This is a genomic window from Klebsiella planticola ATCC 33531, from assembly GCF_000735435.1.
GTDB lineage: Bacteria > Pseudomonadota > Gammaproteobacteria > Enterobacterales > Enterobacteriaceae > Klebsiella > Klebsiella planticola.
Genome location: NZ_JMPP01000022.1, coordinates 15100 through 41643, shown reverse-complemented (window position 1 = coordinate 41643; position 26544 = coordinate 15100). Strand labels below are relative to the sequence as shown.

General features: G+C 55.9%; 24 protein-coding genes. 6 read left to right on the top strand and 18 right to left on the bottom strand.

The genetic code is table 11. From position 1 onward, the window contains the following. Window positions 1–85: 85 nt before the first annotated feature. Together GRPL_RS15185 and GRPL_RS15190 are read left to right on the top strand one after the other, a co-directional pair. Window positions 86–1282 carry an ROK family transcriptional regulator gene (locus tag GRPL_RS15185; RefSeq protein WP_032699019.1) on the top strand — a complete coding sequence of 399 codons (1197 nt, stop codon included), beginning with the start codon at window positions 86–88 and terminating at the stop codon, window positions 1280–1282. A 73-nt stretch (window positions 1283–1355) separates the two neighbouring features. Continuing rightward, entirely contained in the window at window positions 1356–1778 is a 423-nt protein-coding gene (locus tag GRPL_RS15190) for a DoxX family protein (protein WP_032686477.1), read from the top strand. A 68-nt stretch (window positions 1779–1846) separates the two neighbouring features. Here GRPL_RS15190 and glyA read toward each other — a convergent pair whose 3' ends face one another. Next, window positions 1847–3100, bottom strand: a complete 1254-nt coding sequence (glyA, locus tag GRPL_RS15195; protein ID WP_004866418.1) for a serine hydroxymethyltransferase — start codon at window positions 3098–3100, stop codon at window positions 1847–1849. 323 nt (window positions 3101–3423) lie between these two features. Between glyA and hmpA the strand changes: the two genes are divergently transcribed. Then, window positions 3424–4614 (top strand): NO-inducible flavohemoprotein, encoded by a 1191-nt coding sequence (hmpA, locus tag GRPL_RS15200; RefSeq protein ID WP_032699018.1) that lies wholly within the window; start codon window positions 3424–3426, stop codon window positions 4612–4614. 93 nt (window positions 4615–4707) lie between these two features. Here the strand turns inward: hmpA and glnB are convergent, their stop codons facing one another. The 5 genes from glnB to purL all read right to left on the bottom strand — a co-directional run bounded on the left by glnB (window position 4708) and on the right by purL (window position 13218). Then, window positions 4708–5046 (bottom strand): nitrogen regulatory protein P-II, encoded by a 339-nt coding sequence (gene glnB / locus GRPL_RS15205; protein WP_002914032.1) that lies wholly within the window; start codon window positions 5044–5046, stop codon window positions 4708–4710. A gap of 65 nt (window positions 5047–5111) precedes the next feature. Beyond that, window positions 5112–6449 (bottom strand): two-component system response regulator GlrR, encoded by a 1338-nt coding sequence (gene glrR, locus GRPL_RS15210; RefSeq protein ID WP_032686475.1) that lies wholly within the window; start codon window positions 6447–6449, stop codon window positions 5112–5114. Further along, entirely contained in the window at window positions 6436–7140 is a 705-nt protein-coding gene (gene qseG / locus GRPL_RS15215; RefSeq protein WP_032686561.1) for a two-component system QseEF-associated lipoprotein QseG, read from the bottom strand. The genes glrR and qseG overlap by 14 nt, the downstream gene beginning before the upstream one ends. A 17-nt stretch (window positions 7141–7157) precedes the next feature. Next, a complete protein-coding gene (locus GRPL_RS15220) occupies window positions 7158–8594 on the bottom strand; it encodes a sensor histidine kinase (protein ID WP_099002035.1) in 1437 nt (478 codons plus the stop codon). Between the two features lie 736 nt (window positions 8595–9330). Continuing rightward, on the bottom strand, window positions 9331–13218 hold the full coding sequence (gene purL, locus GRPL_RS15225) for a phosphoribosylformylglycinamidine synthase (RefSeq protein ID WP_032699042.1): 3888 nt from the start codon (window positions 13216–13218) through the stop codon (window positions 9331–9333). A 174-nt stretch (window positions 13219–13392) separates the two neighbouring features. On the opposite strand from purL, the gene mltF reads away from it, so the two are divergent. Beyond that, on the top strand, window positions 13393–15006 hold the full coding sequence (gene mltF / locus GRPL_RS15230) for a membrane-bound lytic murein transglycosylase MltF (protein ID WP_032699015.1): 1614 nt from the start codon (window positions 13393–13395) through the stop codon (window positions 15004–15006). Here mltF and tadA read toward each other — a convergent pair. Continuing rightward, window positions 15003–15509: a tRNA adenosine(34) deaminase TadA gene (gene tadA, locus GRPL_RS15235; protein WP_032686472.1), complete on the bottom strand. Its 507-nt coding sequence runs from the start codon at window positions 15507–15509 to the stop codon at window positions 15003–15005. The genes mltF and tadA overlap by 4 nt on opposite strands. Window positions 15510–15568: 59 nt before the next feature. After that, on the bottom strand, window positions 15569–16204 hold the full coding sequence (gene yfhb, locus GRPL_RS15240; RefSeq protein WP_032686471.1) for a phosphatidylglycerophosphatase C: 636 nt from the start codon (window positions 16202–16204) through the stop codon (window positions 15569–15571). 218 nt (window positions 16205–16422) lie between these two features. On the opposite strand from yfhb, the gene GRPL_RS15245 reads away from it, so the two are divergent. Further along, entirely contained in the window at window positions 16423–17271 is an 849-nt protein-coding gene (locus GRPL_RS15245) for a MurR/RpiR family transcriptional regulator (protein ID WP_032699014.1), read from the top strand. A 56-nt stretch (window positions 17272–17327) separates the two neighbouring features. Beyond that, window positions 17328–17588, top strand: a complete 261-nt coding sequence (locus tag GRPL_RS15250) for a YfhL family 4Fe-4S dicluster ferredoxin (protein WP_004866440.1) — start codon at window positions 17328–17330, stop codon at window positions 17586–17588. A gap of 18 nt (window positions 17589–17606) precedes the next feature. On the opposite strand, the gene acpS is transcribed toward GRPL_RS15250, so the two are convergent. From acpS to rseA, 10 genes are all read right to left on the bottom strand, one after another. Further along, the gene (gene acpS, locus GRPL_RS15255; protein WP_004866442.1) at window positions 17607–17987 is read right to left on the bottom strand and encodes a holo-ACP synthase; all 381 of its coding nucleotides are present in this window, start codon (window positions 17985–17987) and stop codon (window positions 17607–17609) included. Then, on the bottom strand, window positions 17987–18718 hold the full coding sequence (gene pdxJ, locus GRPL_RS15260) for a pyridoxine 5'-phosphate synthase (protein ID WP_032686469.1): 732 nt from the start codon (window positions 18716–18718) through the stop codon (window positions 17987–17989). The genes acpS and pdxJ overlap by 1 nt, the downstream gene beginning before the upstream one ends. An 8-nt stretch (window positions 18719–18726) precedes the next feature. Next, complete coding sequence (recO, locus tag GRPL_RS15265) at window positions 18727–19470, bottom strand: DNA repair protein RecO (RefSeq protein WP_032686559.1); 744 nt, start codon at window positions 19468–19470, stop codon at window positions 18727–18729. 131 nt (window positions 19471–19601) lie between these two features. Continuing rightward, entirely contained in the window at window positions 19602–20507 is a 906-nt protein-coding gene (era, locus tag GRPL_RS15270; RefSeq protein ID WP_004866448.1) for a GTPase Era, read from the bottom strand. Further along, window positions 20504–21184 carry a ribonuclease III gene (rnc, locus tag GRPL_RS15275; protein WP_004866451.1) on the bottom strand — a complete coding sequence of 227 codons (681 nt, stop codon included), beginning with the start codon at window positions 21182–21184 and terminating at the stop codon, window positions 20504–20506. The genes era and rnc overlap by 4 nt, the downstream gene beginning before the upstream one ends. A 295-nt stretch (window positions 21185–21479) precedes the next feature. Next, window positions 21480–22454 carry a signal peptidase I gene (lepB, locus tag GRPL_RS15280; RefSeq protein WP_032686467.1) on the bottom strand — a complete coding sequence of 325 codons (975 nt, stop codon included), beginning with the start codon at window positions 22452–22454 and terminating at the stop codon, window positions 21480–21482. A 14-nt stretch (window positions 22455–22468) separates the two neighbouring features. Next, entirely contained in the window at window positions 22469–24268 is a 1800-nt protein-coding gene (gene lepA / locus GRPL_RS15285) for a translation elongation factor 4 (protein ID WP_004866454.1), read from the bottom strand. Window positions 24269–24454: 186 nt separating this feature from the next. Beyond that, on the bottom strand, window positions 24455–24934 hold the full coding sequence (rseC, locus tag GRPL_RS15290; RefSeq protein WP_032686466.1) for a SoxR-reducing system protein RseC: 480 nt from the start codon (window positions 24932–24934) through the stop codon (window positions 24455–24457). After that, window positions 24931–25887, bottom strand: coding sequence for a sigma-E factor regulatory protein RseB (gene rseB / locus GRPL_RS15295; protein WP_032686465.1), 957 nt, complete (start codon window positions 25885–25887; stop codon window positions 24931–24933). The genes rseC and rseB overlap by 4 nt, the downstream gene beginning before the upstream one ends. Beyond that, window positions 25887–26537 carry an anti-sigma-E factor RseA gene (rseA, locus tag GRPL_RS15300; RefSeq protein WP_004866460.1) on the bottom strand — a complete coding sequence of 217 codons (651 nt, stop codon included), beginning with the start codon at window positions 26535–26537 and terminating at the stop codon, window positions 25887–25889. The genes rseB and rseA overlap by 1 nt, the downstream gene beginning before the upstream one ends. Between the last annotated feature and the right edge of the window lie 7 nt (window positions 26538–26544).

Genomic DNA, 26544 nt, shown 5'->3' with positions numbered 1-26544 from the left:
AAATATTCAATGCATCGAGTTTATATCCCTGTTCAGCTGTTAAAATGCACAATGCTCACGCAATATAGTTAAGGGAGTTAAGTGTATGCAGCGAACCGGTTTCAATAATGTTCAGGTCAGGCAAGTCAATAAATCTATCTTTCTTGCCCATCTGTGGCGGGAAAAACAGCTTAGCAAATCGCAACTCTCGCAACTCAGCGGGTTATCCATTCCGGCCGTAAGTAATATTCTCGAAGAGCTCCTCGGTGAAGGCTTGATTAGCCATTCCACCGAAAAAATGAGTCGCAGAGGTGTAAATAGTGGAAGCTTTCAGATTCCACAGCAACGGGCGTGGACGCTTTGCATGAGCATCACACCAACCAGCATTGAGTACCAACTTGCTGATGCGCGCTTGCTGGCCGTAGACAGCCTCCAGCATATACAGATTGATGCCCCCACCCCACAGGCTCTGCTTACCGTAATTATCGAATGCTGGCGGCGCATTCATCGTCAATATCCGGAACGCACAATCAATCTCGCGCTGGGTGTTCATGGTCAGGTAGATCCAGTGACTGGCGTATCTCAAACCATGCCTCAGGCGCGCTGGAAGAGTCCAATTGAACTAAAATACTTGCTTGAAGAAGAGCTCGGCGTTCAGGTAAGAGTTGATAATGACTGTGCCATGCTGGCGCTGGCGGAAAAGTGGCAAAACCACAGTACACAAGTGGATTTTTGCATCATTAACGTCGATTACGGCATTGGCTCGTCATTTGTCATCAACGACCAGATCTGGCGCGGCAGTCTTTATGGCAGTGGACAAATAGGGCACACCATTATTAATCCCGATGGTATTGCCTGCGACTGCGGGCGCTATGGTTGCCTGGAAACAGTAGCCTCCCTTACCGCACTAAAAAAACAAGCCCGGATGTGGTTAAAAACGCAGCCTGATGCAGGTCTTTCGCCAGAGAAAATAACCACAGAGTCACTGATTAATGCGTGGAAAGATGGTGATGTACACATCCGTGCCTGGGCAGAGAGAGCCGCCAATGCCATCGGATTGAGTTTATATAACTTCCTGAACATTCTAAATATTAATCAAATCTGGATCTATGGTCGGAGCTGTGCATTCGGCGAAAACTGGTTGGCCACTATTGTAAAGCAAACCGGTTTTAATCCCTTCGATCACGGTGATTCCCCTCGGGCACACGCGACACAGATTGAGTTTGGCAGGCTGACGCGTTCTGAACAGCTACTCGGCATTGGCTATCTGTACGTGGAAGAGCAACTGCAGACACTACGTTGATCGCACAAGGTATGTGGCAGATCACAAAATTGTGTATTACGTTTAAATCACGCACCTTCACAACGGATTGATTATGAACACACTACGCTATTTCGACTTTGGCTCTTCCCGTTCCGTTCTGCTGCTGATCGCCCGTATTGCCGTCGTACTGCTGTTTATTATATTTGGCTATCCCAAACTGATGGGTTTTAGCGGTACGGTACAATATATGGCCTCCTCCGGCGCGCCGCTTCCGACGCTAGCGGCTATTATCGCGATTGTGATGGAGGTTCCGGCGGCGATCCTGATTGTCCTCGGTTTCTTCACCCGTCCGCTGGCGGTGATCTTTATTTTTTATACGCTCGGTACCGCCGTCATTGGCCATCATTACTGGGATATGACCGGCGATGCAGTACTCCCCAATATGATTAACTTCTACAAAAATATCAGTATAGCTGGAGCCTTCCTGCTTCTGGCCATCACTGGCCCAGGCGCAATCTCCCTCGACCGTCGTTAATCGCTGAACGCCGGACGTAAAAAAGGCCGCACTGGCGGCCTTTTTCTTTACGCTTGCGTCGTTAAACGTTACGCATAAACCGGGAAGCGTGCACAGATATCCAGCACTTTACCCTTCACGCGCTCAATGACCGCTTCGTCATTGATGTTGTCCAGCACATCGCACATCCAGCCGGCCAGCTCTTTCACTTCCGCTTCTTTAAAGCCGCGACGGGTTACCGCCGGAGAACCGATACGGATACCGGAGGTCACAAACGGGCTCTTCGGATCGTTTGGTACGCTGTTTTTATTGACGGTGATGTTAGCACGGCCCAGCGCAGCGTCAGCTTCTTTACCAGTCAGGTTTTTATCGACCAGATCCAGCAGGAACAGGTGGTTTTCAGTACCGCCAGAAACCACTTTGTAGCCGCGATTCAGGAACACTTCAACCATCGCTTTAGCGTTTTTCGCCACCTGCTGCTGGTAGACTTTGAACTCTGGCTCCATCGCTTCTTTCAGCGCAACCGCTTTACCCGCGATAACGTGCATCAGAGGGCCGCCCTGAGCGCTAGGGAATACGGCAGAATTCAGTTTTTTGTACAGCTCTTCGCTACCGCCTTTCGCCAGGATCAGGCCGCCGCGCGGACCCGCCAGGGTTTTGTGGGTAGTGGTCGTCACAACGTGAGCATGTGGTACCGGGTTCGGGTAAACGCCCGCCGCAATCAGGCCAGCAACGTGGGCCATATCGACGAACAGGTATGCGCCGATGCTGTCAGCGATTTCACGCATTTTTGCCCAGTCAACGATACCGGAGTAAGCAGAGAAACCACCGATGATCATTTTCGGCTTATGTTCCTGAGCCTGCTTCGCCATGTCTGCATAGTCGATTTTGCCGGACTCATCGATGCCGTAAGGAATGATGTTGTACAGTTTGCCTGAGAAGTTAACCGGGGAGCCGTGAGTCAGGTGACCGCCCTGCGCCAGGTTCATACCCAGAACGGTATCGCCCGGTTGCAGAAGAGCAGTATAGACCGCGAAGTTAGCCTGGGAGCCGGAGTGCGGCTGTACGTTAGCGTAGTCAGCGCCGAACAGCTCTTTTGCACGGTCAATCGCCAGTTGTTCAACGATATCTACATATTCGCAACCGCCATAGTAGCGCTTGCCCGGATAACCTTCGGCATATTTATTGGTCAGCTGAGAACCCTGTGCCTGCATAACACGCGGACTGGTGTAGTTCTCGGAGGCGATCAGTTCGATGTGCTCTTCCTGACGTACTTTTTCCTGCTCCATAGCCTGCCACAGTTCGGCATCATAATCGGCAATGTTCATTTCACGCTTTAACATCCGCATCTCCTGCTCAGCTAACAATAGATTACAGCTCTAAAAGGGGGGCCTTTTTGGGCGACGGCCCACAGTATAACCGAATCGTTCTGTGATAACAGGTCTTGACAAAGGATTTTACGCAAACGATTGGCTCCCCATTACACAAGGCTTTGAGCAATAACGACTCAACGATTATCAACGGATTTCTTTTCAGGTTTGTGATGCGAATTCTTCATGTTGTTACCACTACGGGGAAAAGTGTTAAGGAACCATTTACAGTGCAGGGTTATTTTTATAAGATGCATATAAAATACATCATTTAAATAACACCGAAGGAAGCTGCTATGCTCGACGCCCAAACCATCGCAACGGTTAAAGCCACTATTCCCCTGCTCGTCGAAACAGGTCCTAAGCTGACCGCCCATTTTTACGATCGCATGTTTGCCCATAACCCGGAGCTCAAAGAGATCTTCAACATGAGCAACCAGCGTAACGGCGACCAGCGTGAAGCGTTGTTTAATGCCATTGCCGCTTACGCCAGCAATATCGACAACCTGCCAGCCCTGCTGCCTGCCGTTGAGAAAATCGCGCAGAAACACACCAGCTTCCAGATCAAACCAGAACAGTACAATATTGTCGGCGGCCATCTGCTGGCGACGCTCGACGAAATGTTCAGCCCGGGCGAGGAAGTGCTTGAGGCATGGGGTAAAGCCTACGGCGTGTTGGCCAATGTCTTTATTCAACGCGAATCTGAAATCTACCAGGGTAACGCCAGCAAAAACGGTGGTTGGAAAGGCACGCGCGCGTTTCGTATCGTGAAGAAAACCCCGCGTAGCGCCCTGATTACCAGCTTCGATCTGGCGCCGGTAGACGGTCAGCCGGTGGCGGATTATCAGCCGGGCCAGTATCTGGCGATTTGGCTGAAGCCGCAGGAGTTTGAATATCAGGAAATTCGTCAGTATTCGCTGACCCGCAAACCAGATGGCAAAGGCTACCGAATTGCGGTTAAACGCGAAAACGGCGGCCAGGTATCAAACTGGCTGCACAACGCATCGCAGGAAGGGGATATTGTGCATCTGGCTGCGCCGGCAGGTGACTTCTTCCTCGCCGTTGAGCCGAAAACGCCGGTTACGCTGATTTCCGGCGGCGTCGGACAGACACCGATGCTGGCCATGCTCGACACGCTGGCAAAAACGCAGCATGCGGCCCAGGTGAACTGGTTCCACGCGGCGGAAAATGGCGATGTCCATGCGTTTGCCGACGAGGTGGCAACGCTCGGCGCCAGCCTGGCGAAATTCACTTCCCATATCTGGTATCGCACGCCGACAGAAGCCGACCGCCAGGCGGCACGCTTTAACAGCGAAGGTCTGATGATGTTATCGGATCTGGCTGACACGCTGCGTGACCCACAAATGCAGTACTATTTGTGCGGTCCGGTAGCCTTTATGCAACATGCAGCGCAACAGCTGGTGGCGCTGGGCGTCAATAGCGACAACATTCACTACGAATGTTTTGGCCCGCATAAGGTGCTGTAATGAAATAACCTGGAGGAGGCAGAGATGCCGCCATTCGGGAATATCCCCGGTCGGGCAAAGCTGACCGGGGGATGCATCAGAATACGGCCCGGCTTAAATTGCCGCGTCGTCCTCTTCCCCGGTACGAATACGAATCACGCGGGCGACGTCAAAGACGAAGATCTTACCGTCACCGATTTTACCGGTCTGCGCCGTGCGGATAATGGTATCCACGCAGGTATCAACGATATCGTCAGTGACTACAATTTCGATTTTCACTTTCGGCAGAAAATCCACCATGTACTCCGCACCGCGGTACAGCTCGGTGTGGCCTTTCTGACGGCCAAAGCCCTTCACTTCCGTAACCGTCATCCCGGTGATGCCGACTTCGGCCAGCGCTTCGCGCACGTCATCCAGTTTGAAAGGTTTAATAATCGCATCAATCTTTTTCATGGTGTTCCTGTCTTTGTCGCGTAACCGGTTGCTTACCGTATCATAACTTGCGTCATGCTGCGGAGCTACTCTTTAAAGTCGTTGGCGTCGAGCTCGTGGCGCGACAGCAGCTTGTAGAATTCAGTACGGTTGCGCCCCGCCATTCTTGCCGCGTGGGTGACGTTACCTTTGGTAATTTGCAGCAGCTTGCGCAGATAGTTGAGCTCAAACTGATTGCGCGCTTCGACGAAGGTCGGCAGCGCGGTATTTTCCCCTTCCAGCGCCTGTTCCACCAGCGCATCGCCGATCACCGGCGAGGTGGTCAACGCTACGCACTGCTCAATCACGTTCACCAGCTGGCGAACATTGCCGGGCCATTTGGCGGCCATCAGCCGTTTCATCGCATCGGTTGAAAACGCCCGAACAAACGGCTTATGCCGATCGGCAGACTGACGCAGCAGATGGTTTGCCAGCAGCGGGATATCTTCCGCGCGCTCGGCCAGCGGCGGGATCTTCAGGTTCACCACGTTCAGGCGATAAAACAGATCTTCACGAAACTCGCCGCGCGCCATCGCTTTCGGCAGATCGCGGTGAGTGGCCGAGATGATACGCACATCGATATCGATATCGCGGTTGCTACCCAGCGGGCGCACTTTGCGCTCCTGCAGTACCCGCAGCAGCTTCACCTGCAGCGCCACCGGCATATCGCCGATCTCATCGAGAAACAGCGTCCCGCCCTCCGCGGCCTGGAACAGCCCTTCCCGGTTGCTCACCGCGCCGGTAAACGCGCCGCGCGCATGGCCAAACAGCTCGGATTCCAGCAGTTGTTCCGGCAGCGCACCGCAGTTAATGGCGACAAAAGGCTTGTCATGGCGCGGGCTGGCATTATGAATCGCCTGCGCGACAATCTCTTTCCCGGTCCCGCTCTGGCCGTTAATCAGCACGCTAACATCCGACTGCGCCACCATCCCGGCCTGCTCCAGCAGACGCAGCATCAGCGGACTGCGGGTTACGATTGCCTGACGCCAGCGCTCATCCGTCGCTGGCGCACTGTGTTCCAGCGCATCGTCGATGGCTTTATACAGCGCGTCTTTGTCCACCGGTTTGGTCAGGAAACCAAACACCCCTTGCTGGGTGGCCGCCACCGCATCGGGAATCGAGCCGTGAGCGGTAAGAATAATCACCGGCATCCCCGGATGAACTTTCTGGATTTCGCTGAACAACTGCAGGCCGTCCATCTCATCCATACGTAAATCGCTGACCACCAGCTCGACTTTGTCTCGTGCCAGAATGCGCAGCGCCTCCGCGCCGCTTTCGGCGGTCACGACGCTGTAACCCTCGCTGGTCAAACGCATTCCCAGCAGTTTTAACAGGCCCGGATCGTCATCCACCAGCAGCAGATGCGCAGGTTTACGGATCGTCATGTATGACCTCCGGAACTTTATCGCTGCTGTGGCTGCCGTCGGAATTAAAATTGCCTGCGGGTTTGCGGCTGGAAAGCTGGCGTTCAATATCGGTGAGGTTTTCCAGCTTGCGGGTCGTTAGCTCCAGCTGGCCGCGCAGCTGCTGTTCCTGCAGGCGCAGCGCCTCCAGCTCGCTATCGCTGGACTGCTGCAGCTTCGCGTAACGGGCGCGCTCATCCACCAGCTGCAGCTGCCTGTTCTGACCATCACGCCAGAGCTGATACAGCGGACGCACCTGCACGGCGATTTGCGGACTGAAGGTATTCAGGCGGGATACCAGTTCGCGGCGTTCATCCGGCGTAATCTTCGCATCCGCCAGTAAAATGCCGCGCTTAAAGGCGTCCTGCCAGCTGTCATCATCATGCCGTTTGGCTTCCGCCCGCGCCTGAACCGGTGCCAGGCGATCGGCACAATCTATCCCGCGCAGCCAGTACAGCGGGTTTTTATCGCTGGCTTCGCTCTTCAACGACCAGATATCGGCACAGTCGACTGAAAGAAAATCCGCAACCTGGTGCTGCGGCAGCTCGGGTTGTGCTTTGTCATTTGCCGTGTGCGGCGAAAAAGCGGCGGAACACCCCGCCAGCGCCAGGCAAGAAATGCCCGGCAACAGCCATCCTTTGAAAGCACGAACCACTACGAAAAAGTGGGACATATTCACCCATTGTTGATTCATGTGTTGGTTTTTTCCGGCTCAGCGGCGGGCAGCGTTATGCGAAAACAGATAAGCCCGGACTCACTCTCTTCCAGGCTTAGCTCACCCTGCATTTGTCGGACGCAGTCGCGGGCAATACTCAGGCCCAGACCGCTGCCTTTTACCGCCCCTTTACGCTGATGGCTTCCCTGATAAAAAGGCTCGAAAATCATATTTTTTTCCGCCTGCGGGATCGGTTCGCCGCTGTTTATCACGTCTATGCGAACCTGCTCGCCATGCCGGTAGCTATGAATACGAATGTTACCGGATTCAGCCCCATAGTGCACCGCATTGGAATAGAGATTATCCATCACGCTGATCAATAATGCCGGTTCTGCCAGGCAGGTACGTTCCGCCAGTTGAATCGCGGTATGCATCATTTTTGCGCGCGCGGGCAAACTGTGAGCGGCCACGACGTTATCAACCAGCTCAGCAAGATCAACGATTTCACGCGGGACCGGGCCATCGGCCTGTTTACGATTGTAGTCCAGCAGTTGCTCAATCAGTTTTTGCAGATTGCGGCTGCTGTTATCGAGAATTTCGACGATCTCCTGCTGTTCCGCGGTCAACGGCCCGGCCACGCGGTCGGCCAGCAGTTCCGTGCCTTCCCGCATGCTGGCGAGAGGCGTTTTCAGTTCGTGTGAAAGGTGGCGTAAAAACTGATGGCGCTGCGACTCCAGCCAGGCCAGACGTTCGCTCAGCCAGATGATACGCTCGCCGACGGAACGCAGTTCGCGCGGGCCGGTAAACAGCGCCGCATTATCCAGCGACTTCCCCTCCCCCAGGCGGTTAATCATTTTCTCGATCCCTTTAACCGGGCCGATAATCATCCGGGTAAACAGCAGCACCAGCGCCAGGCTCAGCAGAAAAAGAACCAGCGCCTGCCAGCCAAAAAACTGTCCACGTTCGGCAATCTCCTGCTGGAGCTGTTGTCCACGCGAGTAAACCACCGTTCGGGTGGCCTGAACCATTTCGCTGTTGGCGGCGGCAAAGGCTTCAAGGCTGGCTCCCGATTGCGCATCCGGGCTGCTGTTTTTACACCTGAGCTGTGCAAGGTCGTTCAGCTGCTGGCTCAGCGCCTGCCAGATTTTTTCGTCCGGGAGCACCCCGGCATGAGCGTCGAGCATCTCGCTATAGCGTTTACGCTGATTTTGATAGACCTTCGCCAGCGTCGGATCGTCGAGTACGCAGTACTGCCGGTAGCTGCGTTCCATTTCCAGCGACGCGTTCATCATCGCCTCACTGCGCCGGGCATCGACAAGCGTGGTGCGGTTAATATGCGCGGCCTGCGCGCTAAGCGCATTCAGGCTCTGCCACGCCTGCCAGGCCAGAACCAGCAGCGGCAGCAGAATCAACACAAACGAGAGCGTGACCAGCTGACGCAACGAACGGGGGAAAAGAGAGATTCGCTTCAAGGATAGGGTCTCAATCATTAGCTCATCACGATGCTAACTGAGGACGCCGCAGAGTAACAGGTGCAATCGACCTTTCTGTCGTGGAGAGTCGAAAAATAGCCCGACGCGGCTGATAAGAGAATCCGCGACGCGTCGATAACGGCAAACGGACTGGCATGGCAAGCCGCCAGTAGCGTTCGCTAAATTGTCGTCCTGCGGATATAACAAAGCCAGGCACAGGCCTGGCTTTGTTATGGAATAAGGCGGTGCCTAACTCGACGTTTCGCCCGATGGTTGATAAAGCAAAGCTGTTATCAGAAGTTGGACGGCAGGCACCTTGTTGTGCGTCATTCGAAGTTTATGTAGCGCGTCCCGAAGGGGCTGACATAAGAAGGTGAATGAGCCACTGCGTATTATTATGCATTAACTATGCCACATAGCAAAACAAATTATTAACACAATGAAATATAATGAATTTATAGCATTTTACCCGCACCGTGGTGGCGATGCTTTTTTAACCAGAGTGTCGCTGTTTAGCAACACATAGCGACCTGTTTTCCCACCTCATTAGAAATCAACAAGTTAAATGTCTCCAATTAGCGACACTCCTCAGAGGCGTTTGTCGGCAATTCCCGACACCTTCAGGCGACCGCCGTCACAAACGAAAAGCCCCCGCTCAAAGGCGGGGGCCTGATACATTACGCTTCAGCCGGGAAGGCTTTGCGAACGCGGCGGATCCTGCACAACTCGCCGGATATTAACCCAGCTGTTTACGTGCGTTGCGGAAGATACGCATCCACGGGCTATCCTCGCCCCAGTTTTCCGGGTGCCATGAGTTAGCCACCGTGCGGAATACGCGTTCAGGATGCGGCATCATGATCGTCGCACGACCGCTTTCGCTGGTCACGGCGGTGATCCCGTTCGGTGAACCGTTCGGGTTAGCCGGATAGCTCTCCGTCACCTTACCGAAGTTATCGACAAAGCGCAGCGCCACCAGACCTTTGCTCTCCAGCTGGGCCAGATGCGCGCTGTCACGCACTTCCACCTGCCCTTCACCGTGAGAAACGGCAATCGGCATCATCGAACCGGCCATGCCCTGCAGCAGCAGAGACGGGCTTTGCGTGACTTCAACCAGGCTGAAGCGCGCTTCAAAACGGTCAGAATAGTTACGCACAAAACGCGGCCACAGGTCGCTTCCCGGGATCAGCTCACGCAGGTTGGACATCATCTGACAACCATTACACACGCCCAGCGTCAGCGTCTGCGGACGGTGGAAGAAGGTGGCAAACTCATCGCGCACCCGCTCGTTAAACAGAATGGATTTCGCCCAGCCTTCGCCCGCCCCCAGCACGTCGCCATAGGAGAAGCCGCCGCAGGCAACCAGCGCCTGGAAATCAGCCAGCCCGGTACGTCCCGCCAGCAGGTCGCTCATGTGCACGTCAATCGCATCAAAGCCCGCGCGGTGGAACGCTGCCGCCATCTCAACGTGGGAGTTAACGCCTTGCTCACGCAGTACCGCCACCTTCGGACGCGCGCCGGTGGCGATGTACGGTGCGGCAATGTCTTCGTTGATATCGAAGGAGAGCTTCACGTTAAGGCCCGGATCGTCCTCACGACGTTTCGCTTCGTGCTCGCTATCGGCGCACTCCGGATTGTCGCGCAGGCGCTGCATCTGCCAGGTGGTTTCTGCCCACCAGATACGCAGCGTGGTGCGGCTTTCGCTGAACACCGGATGCCCTTCGGCGGTGATGACAAAGCGGTCACCTTCCGTCGCCTGGCCCAGATAGTGGACACAGTCCGCCAGGCCGTGAGAAGCCAGCAGCGCTTCAACCGCTTCGCGATCCGCGGCACGCACCTGGATAACCGCCCCCAGCTCTTCGTTAAACAGCGCCGCCAGACGATCGTCGCCCAGCGCGGCGATATCTGCCGTCAGGCCGCAGTGGCCGGTAAAGGCCATCTCAGTCAGGGTGACCAGCAGGCCGCCGTCAGAGCGATCGTGGTAAGCCAGCAGCTTACGATCGGCCACCAGCGCCTGCATCGCATCCCAGAAGCCTTTCAGCTGTGCGACATCGCGCACGTCGGCCGGAACATCGCCCAGTTGACGGTAAACCTGCGCCAGCGCGGTGGCACCGAGCGCGTTACGGCCTTTACCTAAATCAATCAGCAGCAGGGCGTTATCTTCCGTGGAGAGCTGTGGCGTCACGGTATGGCGCACATCTTCCACGCGAGCAAAGGCGGAAATCACCAGCGACAGCGGCGAAGTCATCTCGCGCTGCTCGCTGCCTTCCTGCCAGCGGGTTTTCATCGACATCGAGTCTTTACCCACCGGAATGGTCAGTCCCAGAGCAGGACACAGCTCTTCGCCAACCGCTTTTACCGCTTCATACAGACCGGCATCTTCACCCGGGTGACCGGCCGCGGCCATCCAGTTTGCGGAAAGTTTCACGCGATTCAACGCGCCAATTTGCGTTGCCGCGACGTTGGTCAGCGCTTCACCGACGGCCAGGCGAGCGGAGGCGGCAAAGTCCAGCAGCGCAACCGGCGCACGTTCGCCAATAGCCATCGCTTCGCCGTAGTAGCTATCGAGGCTGGCGGTGGTTACCGCGCAGTTCGCTACCGGGATCTGCCAGGGGCCGACCATCTGATCGCGCGCTACCATCCCGGTCACGGTACGGTCGCCGATGGTGACGAGGAAGGTTTTCTCCGCAACCGCCGGCAAATGCAGCACGCGATTCACCGCGTCGGCGAGAGTGATATCCTGGCGATCCAGCGCATCACCTTTCACTTTCAGGGTCTGCACATCGCGGGTCATTTTCGGCGTTTTACCCAGCAGTACATCCAGCGGCAGGTCGATCGGCTGGTCGTTGAAGTGAGCATCGCTCATGTTCAGATGCAGTTCTTCGGTGGCTTCGCCGATCACCGCGTACGGTGCGCGCTCGCGGCGGCACAGCTCGTCAAACAGCGGCAGCTGTTCCGGCGCGACCGCCAGCACATAGCGTTCCTGGGATTCGTTACACCAGATTTCCAGCGGGCTCATTCCCGGCTCATCGCTCAGAATATCGCGCAGCTGGAATTTACCGCCGCGACCGCCGTCGCTGACCAGTTCCGGCATGGCATTAGACAGGCCGCCGGCGCCGACGTCGTGGATAAACAGAATCGGGTTCGCCTCGCCCAGCTGCCAGCAGCGGTCGATCACTTCCTGGCAGCGGCGTTCCATTTCCGGGTTATCGCGCTGTACAGAGGCAAAATCGAGATCCGCATCGGACTGGCCGGATGCCATCGAAGAGGCTGCCCCGCCGCCCAGGCCGATATTCATCGCCGGGCCGCCGAGGACAATCAGTTTCGCCCCAACGGTAATTTCGCCTTTCTGCACGTGCTCACCGCGGATGTTACCAATACCGCCCGCCAGCATGATCGGCTTGTGGTACCCGCGCAGCTCTTCGCCGTTGTGGCTGGTCACTTTTTCTTCATAGGTACGGAAATAGCCATTCAGCGCCGGACGACCGAATTCGTTGTTAAACGCGGCGCCGCCCAGCGGGCCGTCGGTCATGATATCCAGCGCGGTCACAATGCGCTCCGGCTTACCGAAATCTTCTTCCCACGGCTGTTCAAAGCCGGGAATCCGCAGGTTAGAGACCGAGAAACCGACCAGACCGGCTTTCGGTTTCGCGCCGCGACCGGTTGCCCCTTCATCGCGGATTTCACCGCCGGAGCCGGTCGCCGCACCCGGCCAGGGAGAGATGGCCGTCGGGTGGTTGTGCGTTTCCACTTTCATCAGGATATGGGCGTCTTCCTGATGGTAGTCATAGCGGCCTTTTTCGCGATCGGCGAAGAAGCGCCCTACCTGAGAACCTTCCATGACCGCGGCGTTGTCTTTATAGGCGGACAGGACGTAGTCCGGGGTCTTCTCAAAGGTGTTTTTGATCATCTTAAACAGCGACTTCGGCTGCTGTTCGCCATCGATGACCCAGTCGGCGTTAAAAATCTTGTGGCGGCAGTGCTCGGAGTTCGCCTGGGCGAACATATACAGTTCGATGTCGTTCGGGTTACGACCAAGCTTGTTAAACGCATCCTGCAGATAGTCGATTTCGTCTTCCGCCAGCGCCAGCCCCAGACGGAGGTTGGCGTCAATCAGCGCCTGACGTCCCTGCCCCAACAGATCGACGCTGGTCACCGGCGTCGGTTGATGCTGAGCAAACAGCTTTTCGCCCTCTTCCAGCGCGTCAAAGACGCTTTCCATCATCCGGTCATGGAGTTCACTCGCGACAGCCGCCCATTGTTCTTCGCTCAGCGTACTGGCTTCCACATAGTACGCCACGCCGCGTTCAAGACGCACTACCTGCGACAGGCCGCAGTTATGGGCAATATCGGTAGCTTTAGAAGACCAGGGGGAGATGGTGCCAGGGCGGGGGGTGACGAGCAGTAATTTACCGGTTGGGGTATGGCTGTTTAAGTTTGGGCCATACTTGAGCAGTCGTACCAGCCTCTCACGTTCATCACCGCTTAACGGCGCGTTCAGTTCGGCAAAATGAACATACTCTGCATATATTGTGCTAACCGGCAGGTTGGCCGCCTGGAAACGTGCCAGCAGTTTATTAACACGAAATGCCGACAGTGCAGGTGAACCACGCAAAATTTCCATCATAAGTCTCTCGTCTTCGCAGCTTTCAATATGAGCCAGGGGGGAAACGGGCGCCATTATAGTGAATCCTGAGCCTCGACGAAACCGTTTGCGTGGAAATAAAATCATTCCCCTGGTTTATCAATTAATGTGACCTTCCTCGCGAATAAGTTGCCAACTGACGCATTCTTAAGCAAAATGCCGCTCATTCGAGGACTCTCTTTTAACTTTTCCGCTAATAGCCTGCTGAGGAACACAGAGCTGCAGAAGATTAACTCTCTGAAAAAATTAAAGATTAATTATCTGCTCATCGGCATTGTGACCTTATTGCTGGCGGCCGCCCTGTGGCCGTCGATCCCATGGTCAGGAAAGCCGGAGAACCGTGTCGCCGCAATTATGGCGCGCGGTGAGCTGCGCATCAGCACCATCAATTCGCCGCTCACCTTCGCGACCATCAATAACAAGACCTACGGGCTGGATTACGAGCTGGCGGAGCAGTTTGCCGATTACCTCGGCGTCAGGCTGAAGGTGACCGTCCGTCAGAATATCAGTCAGCTGTTTGATGACCTGGATAACGGTCATGCCGATATGTTAGCGGCCGGGCTGGTCTACAACTCAGAACGGGTCAAAAACTATCAGGCCGGACCGGGCTACTATTCGGTGTCGCAGCAGCTGGTCTACCGGGTGGGCAACACGCGCCCACGCAGCCTCGCTAACCTCACGGCAGAACAGCTGGTGATTGCCCCGGGCCATGTCGCCATTAACGACCTGCAGACGCTGAAAGGAAATAAATACCCGGATCTCGGCTGGCGCGTGGATGAAAAGCGCGGGACGACAGCGCTGATGCAGGCGGTTATCGATGGCGAAGTGGATTACACCATCGCAGATTCGGTGGCGATTAGCCTGTTCCAGCGCGTGCATCCGGAACTGGCGGTTGCTCTGGATATCAGCGATGAACAGCCGGTGACCTGGTTTAGCGCCAGGAGCGAGGACAACTCGCTCTCCGCGGCGATGCTGGATTTCTTCAACAACATGAATGAAGACGGCACCCTGGCGCGACTGGAAGAAAAATACCTCGGACACGGCAACGATTTCGATTATGTCGACACCCGGACGTTCCTGCGCGCCGTCGATAATATTCTGCCGGACCTCCAGCCGATGTTTGAAAAATATGCGCGCCAGATCGACTGGCGCCTGCTGGCGGCCATTTCCTGGCAGGAGTCACACTGGGATCCGCAGGCCACTTCGCCCACCGGGGTACGCGGCATGATGATGCTGACCCGCAATACCGCGCAGAGCCTGGGATTAACCGATCGTACCGATGCGGAGCAGAGCCTTAGCGGCGGTATGCGCTACTTGCAGGATATGATGAATAAAATCCCGGACTCGGTCCCCAAAGATGAACGCATCTGGTTTGCGCTGGCGGCTTACAATATGGGGTACGCCCATATTCTGGACGCCATCTCGCTGACCAAAAAACAGAAGGGCAATCCCGACAGCTGGGCGGACGTGAAGCAGCGCCTGCCGCTGCTCAGTCAGAAACCGTATTACAGCCGGCTGAAATATGGCTACGCCCGCGGTCATGAGGCATACGCCTACGTCGAGAACATCCGCAAATACCACATCAGCCTGGTGGGCTACCTGTCGGAGAAAGAGAGGAAGGATGAACAGCGGCTGGCGCTTGCCGGGGACTATCCGGCGGTGATGCCGGATGAACTGGATAAAGAACAGCGGGCGCTCCCCTTTTTCCAGTTTCGCGCGGAATCGTTAGTCGACAACACCAGACTGAAGACTCCCGGATTGGGGCACTAAGCGCCTTCGACCCGACGCGCCTTTTTTAAGGCTTTTTTCTCTTCCCGCCGCCAGCGGAAAAATTCGCTGAGCATGCCTGAGCACGACTCCGCCAGAATCCCCTCACTGATCTCCACCCGATGATTCATCCCCGGATGGTGCAGGACATCCATTAGCGAGCCGGCCGCGCCGGTTTTTGCATCCCGGGCACCAAATACCAGCCGCGAAATCCGGCTATGCACCATCGCCCCCGCGCACATCACACAGGGTTCGAGCGTGACATACAGCGTCGCGTCAATCAGGCGATAGTTTTGCAGTACCAGTCCCCCCTGACGCAGGGCCATAATTTCGGCATGCGCCGTAGGATCGTGACGCCCGATAGGTCGGTTCCACCCCTCGCCGATAACCTGATTGTTGTGCACCAGCACGGCGCCAACCGGCACTTCGCCCTCTTCCCAGGCGCGTTTAGCCAGCGTCAGGGCGTGACGCATCCAGTATTCATCGTTCAGTTCATGGTCAGACAAAACGGGCACTCCTGCGGAAAAAGCGGGCCGCATTATACATGGCCGACAGTCATTGCACACTATTCTAACTGGTGGAGGTCGCCCTGCGGGGTGACCCGCCAGCGGTGCTGGCAAAAATGAAGCAGCGGATTATCCTGCTCGCTATCGCTATAGCCGCTGTACAGCTGCAGCGGCGCACCGATCTTCTGCTCCAGTTGCACCACCTTTTCATGGCCCAGACAGCGTAGCGACAGCCCCCAGCCTCCGCAGCGACGTTCCATCCGACTGGCGATGATGTTCACCCTGGGCAGCCAGGCGGTATCCCCGTAGACCTGTTCCACCAGCGATTGCGGCGATCCGGTAATCAGCCAGACCTCAGCATCGCGCCGGGTCAGGTAGTCCGACAACCGGGCCTGCACCACCGGAAAGGCCGTCACGCGCTGGCGAAACCAGCGGACAAAATCGGCCTCAAGGCGTTTTAACCGGCGCTCACTGCGCCCGAAGGTCGATGCCCACAGCAGCAGGCTCATTGGCCAGCGCGCCGCCCGGCCGTTTACCGCCAGTCCTGCCAGGATAACCGGCAACAGCGGTACAACCAGCAGCAGATTCAGGGGCTGGTGACGCAAGACGTAGCGTAAGAAGCTGCCGAACATATCCTGTTGATGCAAGGTTCCATCGAGATCAAAAAAAACCACTCGCTGCGTGCTGCTCTTCAAACCGGACCTCTTTTTATCGAATTTTGTCTCTGATACCGCTAGCTTAACAGTCTTGTGCCATGAACAGAGAAAACATCCGCCGACGTTAAGCCTGGGTTGAGGCAGTTCCTCTGCCGTGAATAAATCTCAGCGGTAGAATTTTTAATTCGCCGCAATCCTCTTATAATCGAATACAAAATTCTTTCAGCAGAGGGCGAAGGTTGTCCTGAGGAAAACCGATGAACTGTTTAATCCGCATCCGCCAGCGCTACCCGTCGCTGGCAGCAAGCGATAAGAAGCTGGCAGACTTTATTCTGGCTCAGCCGGACCAGACCCGCCACCTCAGTTCGCAACAGCTGGCAGGCGAGGCAGGCGTCAGCCAGTCCAGCGTTGTGAAATTCGCGCAGAAGATGGGGTTTAAGGGTTTCCCGGCGCTGAAGCTGGCATTAAGTGAAGCGCTGGCCAGCGCGCCCGCTCCTCAGTCGGTGCCGGTGCATAACCAGATCCGCGGCGACGATCCGCTGCGCCTGGTCGGCGAGAAACTGATTAAGGATAACGTGGCCGCCATGCACGCCTCGCTGGATGTGAACAGCGAGGAGAAGCTGCTGGAAGCCGTGGCGCTGCTGCGTAATGCGCGCCGGGTGATTATTACCGGTATTGGCGCATCCGGCCTGGTGGCGCGTAATTTCAGCTGGAAGCTGATGAAGATCGGCATTAACGCGGTTGCCGAACAGGATATGCATGCCCTGCTCGCCACCGTACAGGCCATGTCGTCAGACGATCTGCTGTTAGCCATCTCCTACTCTGGCGAACGTCGTGAAATCAATATGGCCGCCGGAGAAGCGCTGCGCGTGGGCTGTCGGATCCTGGCGATCACTGGCTTCACCCCCAACGCCCTGCAACAGCAGGCCACGCAGTGCCTGTATACTATCGCCGAAGAACAGGCGACCCGCAGCGCGGCGATCTCCTCCACCAGCGCGCAGATGATGCTCACCGATCTGCTGTTTATGGCGCTGGTTCAACAGGATCTGGAACATGCGCCGGAGCGAATCCGCCACAGCGAAGCGCTGGTGAAAAAACTGGTGTGAGCAGAAAATGGGCGTATAATGCCCGCCCTGTTTGTGTTGTTTCTGAGAATTTCCTGATGGCGCTGTTAATCACCAAAAAATGCATCAACTGCGATATGTGCGAACCGGAATGCCCTAACGAGGCCATTTCGATGGGTGACAGCATTTATGAAATTAACAGCGACCGCTGCACGGAATGCGTGGGCCACTATGAAACGCCCACCTGCCAGAAAGTGTGCCCGATCCCGAATACGATTCTGAAAGACCCGGCACACGTCGAAAATGAAGAACAGCTGTGGGACAAATTCGTGCTAATGCATCACGCGGACAAAATCTGATGCCGCGAGCAGCGGGCGCTAACTCTCCACGATAACCGTCGCACAAGCGTAATGACGCTCATCGGCCAGCGTCACGTGAATGCTTCTGACTCCCAGACGCTCCGCCAGATTCTTCGCCTCGCCCCACAGCCGTAGCTTAGGCTTGCCCAGTTCGTCGTTGTAAACTTCAAACTGATTAAAAGCCAGACCGTTACGGATACCGGTCCCCAGGGCTTTCGCCGCCGCCTCTTTCACCGCAAAACGCTTCGCCAGAAAACGAACCGGCTGCTGGTGTTGTGCCCATATCGCCCACTCGTTGTCGCTGAGAACCCGCCGGGCGAGACGATCGCCGCTGCGGGCAATCACCGCTTCAATACGGGCAATTTCAACAATATCGGTGCCCAGCCCCAGAATAGCCATTACGCGCGCGCTTCCTGCATCAGGCGTTTCATCTCGGCAACCGCCTCTTTCAGGCCGCTCATCACCGCACGACCGATGATCGCGTGGCCAATGTTCAGCTCATGCATCTCCGGAATGCGGGCGATCGCCTGCACGTTATGGTAGGTCAGGCCGTGACCGGCATTGACCTTGAGGCCAAGGCTCGCGGCATAGGTGGCCGCCTTCGCGATCCGCTCAAGCTCTGTTGCCTGCCGGGCGTCGGTTTCGGCATCCGCATAGCAACCGGTATGGATTTCGATATACGGCGCGCCGACGTCCGCCGCAGCCTTAATTTGCTCCTCATCGGCATCGATGAACAGCGAGACCAGAATACCGGCATCGGCAAGACGGGTGCAGGCATCGCGCATTTTGTCGCGCTGACCCGCGACATCCAGACCGCCTTCCGTCGTCACTTCCTGACGTTTTTCCGGCACCAGACAGCAGAAGTGCGGTTTGGTCTCACAGGCGATGGTCAGCATCTCTTCGGTGACCGCCATCTCCAGGTTCATGCGGGTATCCAGCGTCTGGCGCAGGATACGAACATCGCGGTCGGTAATATGACGGCGGTCTTCGCGCAGGTGCACGGTAATTCCGTCGGCGCCAGCCTGCTCGGCGATAAAGGCCGCCTGCACCGGATCCGGATAGGCAGTACCGCGCGCGTTACGCAATGTCGCAATATGGTCAATATTGACCCCTAACAGTAATTCAGCCATGACAATCCTCATTGATCGTTATTCGTTTTATCTGCTGCCCGCGCCGCGCGGGCGGGCATAAACTGGCGAAACAGCTCCCGGCTCTTTAGCGGTTTACCGCCAAGATACGGTTTCAGGGCGATACGGGTAAAGCGCTTTGCGGCACGTAGCGCATCGCTATCCGGGAACTCACGGTTAGCCAGCGCCTTCAAATGGTGCCCGGTAAAGGTGTTGTTATCAATAACCACGCTGGCAATAAACCCTTTTTCTTCACGGTAGCGATAGGTCATGGTGTCATCCACGGCTTCGCCGCTGCCGGCGCAGTGGAGGAAATCAACGCCATAGCCCAGGTGTCCCAGCAGCGCCAGTTCAAAACGGCGCAACGCCGGCTCTGGCGTACCGCTTGCGCCAGCCAACGCCTGCAGGCAATGCAGGTAATCGAAAAAGAGTTCGGAGAAGCGCGTTTCATGTTCGAGCACGCGGGACAGCAGTTCATTGACATACAGCCCGCTGTAAAGCGTGATGCCGCTAAGAGGAAGAGCCAATGAAACGGCTTCGGCGCTGCGTAGCGTTTTCACTTCGCCACGACCGCCAAAGCGCAGGAGTAAGGGGGTAAAAGGCTGGAGGGCGCCTTTGAGGTTGGAGCGTCTGGAACGTGCGCCTTTTGCTACCAGGCGCACGCGACCCGACTCTTCCGTGAAGACATCCAGCATCAGGCTGGTTTCGCTCCAGGGACGACTATGCAGAACGAAAGCGCGCTGCCAGCCTTCCATCATACGCGTCGTCTTTCAGGTTGCAGGTGCGTTGGCCGCACCTTTTCAGCCGAATCACTGACTAAAGTCAGCTCCCGGGGACTCACGGTGTTGCCGCCGGCCTGCACCACGAAAGCCATGGTGTGTCAAACTCAGAGATCGTCAACGTAACCGAGGCTGCGCAACGCGCGCTCGTCGTCGGCCCAGCCGGATTTGACCTTCACCCACAGTTCAAGGTGTACCGGCGCTTCAAACATATCCTGCATGTCTTTACGCGCTTCAATACCGATAGTTTTGATTTTGGCGCCTTTGTTGCCAATCACCATCTTCTTCTGACCTTCACGTTCAACCAGAATCAGACCGTTAATATCATAACCGCCGCGTTCGTTGGTCTGGAAACGCTCGATCTCAACCGTCACCGAATACGGCAGCTCGGCGCCAAGGAAACGCATCAGCTTTTCACGGATGATTTCAGAGGCCATAAAGCGCTGTGAGCGGTCGGTAATATAATCTTCCGGGAAGTGATGAATCGCTTCCGGCAGATGTTTGCGTACGATCCCGGCGATGGTATCGACGTTCATGCCTGTTTCCGCAGAAATCGGCACGATATCGAGGAAGTTCATCTGGCTTGCCAGGAACTGCAGGTGCGGCAGCAAATCAGCCTTCTCCTGCACGTTATCCACTTTATTGACCGCCAGGATCACCGGCGCTCTGGCATCACGTAATTTGCCCAGCACCATTTCGTCATCGGCCGTCCAGCGCGTGCCTTCGACAACGAAAATCACCAGCTCAACGTCGCCAATCGAGCTGCTCGCCGCTTTGTTCATCAGGCGGTTGATCGCCCGCTTTTCTTCCATATGCAGGCCCGGGGTATCAACATAAATTGCCTGATACGGCCCTTCGGTATGGATACCGACAATGCGGTGACGCGTGGTCTGCGCTTTACGGGAAGTGATCGAAATCTTCTGCCCAAGCAGTTTGTTCAACAGCGTGGATTTACCCACGTTCGGGCGGCCAACAATGGCGACAAACCCACAATAACTTTTATCGATGCTCATTCCAGCTCCAGCTTTTTCAGCGCCTGTTCGGCGGCAGCCTGCTCCGCCTTGCGACGGCTGGAACCTGTGCCTACCACCGGTTCACTCAGGCCACTGACCTGGCAGTGGATAGTAAATTCCTGATCGTGTGCTTCACCGCGCACCTGCACTACCAGATAGGAAGGCAGCGGCAGGTGGCGACCTTGCAGGTACTCCTGCAAACGAGTCTTTGGATCTTTTTGCTTATCGCCTGGGCTGATTTCGTCCAGACGAGTTTGGTACCAGGTGAGAATCAGGCGCTCAACGTTCTGGATATCGCTGTCGAGGAATACCCCGCCAATCAACGCTTCAACGGTATCTGCCAGAATAGACTCGCGACGGAAGCCGCCGCTTTTCAACTCACCCGGGCCAAGGCGCAGACACTCACCCAGTTCAAACTCGCGGGCGATCTCCGCCAGCGTGTTGCCTCGTACCAGCGTTGCGCGCATGCGGCTCATATCGCCTTCGTCCACCCGAGGGAAACGATGATAGAGCGCATTCGCGATCACAAAACTCAAAATTGAGTCACCTAAAAATTCCAGGCGCTCATTGTGTTTGCTGCTGGCACTGCGGTGAGTTAATGCCTGTTGCAACAGCTCCTGATGATGAAAAGTGTAGCCCAGCTTCCGTTGAAGCCGATTAATTACGATGGGGTTCATGCTTTACCAATAAATGAATGCGTCAAAAATGCAGCACACGAAACCGACCTGGGCAGCCCTGTCCCCATTTAGATTGCCTGTGCGCTTGCCTGCCGCCTTTCTGCAACCCAAATTATTCAGAGTAAAATCAACCAACGCGGTTTCGTGTGCAGTGTCACTCTTACGAGAGACAACCAAAACTTCGGGGGGATATTCTATACGCAACGACAATAGATGTCGTTAGTTTGAATGGATTTAAATATTAAATAATTCACGCTGCCAATATTGCAGCGGCAGCGTGAATTAGGCAGGGAAATTACTGAATGCTACCAATACGCGATAAACGCACGCCGGTCGGCCATTCACCTTCCTGTTTTTCGAAGCTCATCCAGATGGCCGTGGCTTTACCCACCAGGTTGGCCTCTGGCACAAAGCCCCAGTAACGGCTGTCGGCGCTGTTATCGCGGTTATCGCCCATCATGAAGTAATGACCCGGCGGCACGATCCAGGTGGCCAGCGGCAGGCCGGACTGGCGGTAATACATGCCAACCTGATCCTGAGCAATCGGCACGGTCAGAATGCGGTGAGTTACCTCACCCAGCGTCTCTTTGCGCTCGGTCAGACGAATACCATCAGCCTTGCTTTCGCCTTTCGGCAACTGCCAGAAGCCGCTGGTCGCTTCCCCGCCGTTCTGACGAGAGAAGGTCTGGACGAAATCGCTGGGCTCAACGTTGGAGTAAGTTACCGGCAGTGCGTTACCGCATGCCTGGCCGGAACTGCAGCCCGGCTGGATAGTGACCTGTTTTGCTACCGGATCGTAGGTGATCTTATCGCCCGGTAAGCCAACAGCCCGCTTAATGTAATCCAGACGCGGATCTTCCGGGTATTTAAACACCACGATGTCGCCGCGTTTCGGATGGCCGGTTTCGATCAGCGTTTTCTGGTAGATCGGATCTTTGATGCCGTAGGCAAACTTCTCAACCAGAATAAAATCGCCAATCAGCAGGGTTGGCATCATCGAACCTGACGGGATTTGAAACGGCTCATAAATAAATGAGCGCACCACCAGGACGATAGCCAGCACCGGAAATACCGAGGCTCCCGTTTCCAGCCAGCCCGGTTTCGGACCGACTTTCTTCAACGTTTGCTTGTCGAGGCTATCACCGGTCGCTGCCTGAGCAGCGGCCTGACGTTCACGACGTTTTGGTGCAAAGATGAATTTATCCAGGCACCACAAAAGCCCCGTCACCAGGGTTGCAATCACCAGGATCAGGGCAAACATGTTCGCCATGCCAACTCCTTAAATTATTTTCCGTCTTTACCGACGTGCAGAATGGCGAGGAACGCTTCCTGCGGCAGCTCAACGTTACCCACTTGCTTCATACGTTTCTTACCGTCTTTCTGCTTCTGCAGCAGCTTTTTCTTACGGCTGACGTCACCGCCGTAGCATTTCGCCAGGACGTTCTTACGCAGCTGTTTGACGGTGGAACGGGCAATAATGTGGTTGCCGATAGCCGCCTGAATCGCGATATCGAACTGCTGGCGTGGGATCAACTCTTTCATCTTCTCCACCAGCTCACGACCGCGGTACGGCGCATTATCGTTGTGGGTGATCAGCGCCAGCGCATCTACACGCTCGCCGTTGATCAGCACGTCCACGCGCACCATGTTGGATGCCTGGAAGCGTTTGAAGTTGTAATCCAGCGACGCGTAGCCACGGGAGGTGGACTTCAGGCGGTCAAAGAAATCGAGCACCACTTCCGCCATCGGAATTTCATAGGTCAGCGCAACTTGTTTACCGTGATAAACCATGTTGGTCTGCACGCCACGCTTCTCAATACACAGCGTGATGACGTTGCCCAGGAACTCCTGCGGCAGCAGCATGTGACATTCCGCGATCGGCTCACGCAGTTCCTGAATGTTATTCAGCGGCGGCAGCTTGGACGGGCTATCGACATAGATGACTTCTTTCGACGTAGTTTCCACTTCGTAGACAACCGTCGGCGCGGTGGTAATCAGATCCAGGTCGTATTCGCGTTCCAGACGCTCCTGGATGATTTCCATGTGCAGCAGGCCGAGGAAGCCACAGCGGAAGCCGAAGCCCAGCGCCGTGGAACTTTCCGGCTCATAGAACAGAGACGCATCGTTCAGACTCAGTTTACCGAGCGCATCACGGAAGGCTTCATAATCATCGGAGCTCACCGGGAACAGACCGGCATACACCTGCGGTTTCACTTTCTTAAAGCCTGGCAGGGCCTTGTCCGCCGGGTTACGTGATGTCGTCAGGGTATCCCCAACCGGCGCGCCGAGGATATCTTTAATGGCGCACACCAGCCAGCCTACCTCGCCGCATTTCAGCTCAGTACGGTCAACCTGTTTTGGCGTAAAGATCCCCAGTCGATCGGCGTTATAGACCTGACCGGTGCTCATCACTTTAATTTTGTCGCCTTTGCGCATCGTGCCGTTTTTGATACGCACCAGCGAAACCACGCCAAGATAGTTATCGAACCAGGAGTCGATGATCAGCGCCTGCAGCGGGGCATCCGCATCACCTTCCGGCGGCGGGATATCACGCACCAGACGTTCCAGAACATCGGGAACGCCGACGCCGGTTTTCGCCGAGCAGCGCACCGCATCGGCCGCATCGATACCAACGATGTCTTCGATTTCATCGGCTACGCGCTCCGGATCGGCAGCTGGCAGGTCGATTTTGTTGAGCACCGGCACCACTTCCAGATCCATTTCCATGGCGGTATAGCAGTTGGCCAGCGTCTGAGCTTCTACCCCCTGACCCGCATCGACCACCAGCAGCGCACCTTCACATGCGGCGAGCGAACGTGACACCTCATACGAGAAGTCGACGTGCCCCGGGGTATCGATGAAGTTCAGCTGGTAAGTTTCGCCGTTGGTCGCCTTGTAATCCAGGGTGACGCTTTGCGCCTTAATGGTGATGCCACGCTCGCGTTCAAGATCCATGGAGTCCAGTACCTGGGCTTCCATTTCACGATCGGAAAGGCCACCGCAAATCTGGATGATACGGTCAGACAACGTCGATTTACCGTGGTCGATATGAGCGATGATTGAAAAGTTACGTATATTCTTCATATTTAGAGTTAATTATGCCTTACGCGTATCATGAGGCCGCTGTTCTGTGCCTGACGTTTTTTAATCCGAAAACGCCGCATTCTACACTACATCCGCGAAACCAGGAAATGCTCTTACCAGCAGCATAACCGTAGCAAATGATGTGTTCAGGCGGGGGTAATAAATCAAAAATAAAGGCCAGTGGAATCACTGGCCTGGTTCTGAAGAGGGTGTCTCTACACGCACCAAATCTGGCGGCAGGCCAACGCTAATAATAACGGGCTGCCACGACTGGCGAGCGGCTAATCCGGGCGAAAGCCCGCGCGCCACCAGAAATCCGCCGACGCCGCCGAGTAGCGCACCGCACAGCGAAGCGAAATCATTGGCAAACAAGACCTGAAAAACAGACGCCATAACAAACAGTCCAACCAGCGGCGCCATATAAACTAAAACCGCCGAGCCCAGCAGGCTGCTTTCAGCAATCCCCAGCTCGACTTTTTGCCCGGCGGACAGCGGCTGTTCGCTGGGAACGCTGATCGTGTGGCTGGTTTGCGGTCCCAGTTTGTTCAGCACCCGACTGCCGCAGCCAGCGCGCGAGGCGCAGCTGCTGCACGAGGCTTTCACGTCACAGTGCACTTGCGCCATACCGTTATGCCAGGAGACGACCGTGGCCCACTCTTTAATCATTGCACAGCCCTGAATTTGATGCTGTCGGAGATGCGTTTAGCCGTTTGCGGCGGCAGCTCGCCAACCACGGTTATCTCGGCGTTATCACGTACCGTCGTGCTCACGGTACGACGCCCGGTACGCAACAGCTGATCGCTGCTGTTTGCCGAGGCGCGATTCACGTTAATCGAGAAGCTAAACAGCCCATCAGAATACAGGCGGGATTCAACCGGACCATCAAAAGTCGGCAGACGGCGCTGACTGCTGGAGACTTCGGAAACGCCCTGCGGTAGCCAGGCCGGCGCCCAGTTAAAGTTGGCTTTATCGCCCCCTTCCGGCACCGACAGCTGAGGAGGCAGACTGGCTTTCGCTAATGTCTCCATGCTGCTGCTGACCTTGTCGCCAACGTTAAAGGATACGACCCGGAACTGCTCCAGCGTTTCCCCGTCGCGGTCAAGCAAATCGACGCGCATGGGCAGTTTGGTTTCCGCATCCAGCCAGACGATATAGCTATAGCGCGTACCGTCCCGCGCGACGACGCGAATCACTTCGCAAAGTCTGTCGGCAATACGGGTTCGCCCAACGGAGATAAAATCGTAGTAGGCAGCCAGTCGCTTAAAATCGGTGTAGGCCAGCGAGGGTAACGAATCGACGATATAGTCGCCGTTCAGCGTGAACGGATCGAGCCCCGGTTCAAAATAGCTGATTTCATTACCGCGCAGTACAACTTCCCGGCGTGGGCCATCGAGTTGTAAAAGCTGGGCAAGAGGTTGATTGTTCAGCCGCGCGTGACGATAACGCAGCGACTCAACGCCCTGTTTGTTGATGCTGACGAAAGACAGCTCATAATTGAGGGACTGGCTGGCCAGGTTCATTTGCTGCAACAACGCCCCGGACGATGTATCAGCCGAGGCGTTGACAGAGAAGAACAGGCTGCCTGCCATGAGCGACATGGCACACCAAAGTTGCTTCATTACTGCGATTGCGTTCCTAAAGTTTGATAGCCTGGCACCTGAACAGCGGCTTGCTGAGTCTGGGCCTGACCAAACTGCAGCTGTTCTGCGTGCAGGCGACGCTGCAATTCATAGTCCTGCAGCATAGCATTAATACGGCGGCGCTGTTCTTGCACCTGAGCCTGCTGGCCGCTTCCTGCGGAAGCATCAGCCGGAACGCCAAGACTTACCGGGCTGGCTTTACCCATCATCGGCATGGTGTTGAAGACAGGCGCTTCGGGCTGCTGAGCTGATTCGCTATGCCCATTATACTGCTGGACGCCGACGATAACCGCAAGCGAAACGCACGCCGCAACCCCCATCTGAGTCAGAGAACTGGCCCACGGGCGGACTTTCTGCCAGAAAGGCATCTGACGCCACTGATGTGGTGCTGGCTGAGATTCAGGAATAAGCGGCACCGCCTGACGAACGGGCTCGTTCTCAATGGCGGCCATGACGCGGGCTGAGATATCAAAATGGAGCATCTCAGCGGTATCGCCTCGCAGCGAATCACGGATGAGATGGTAGCTCTCCCAGGTCTTTTGCATTTCAGAAGAACGGCTCAGCTCATTGAGCAGCTCGTTATCCAGCGTTTCACCATCCATTAAGGCCGAAAGTTTTTCTTTCTGCATGCCTGAT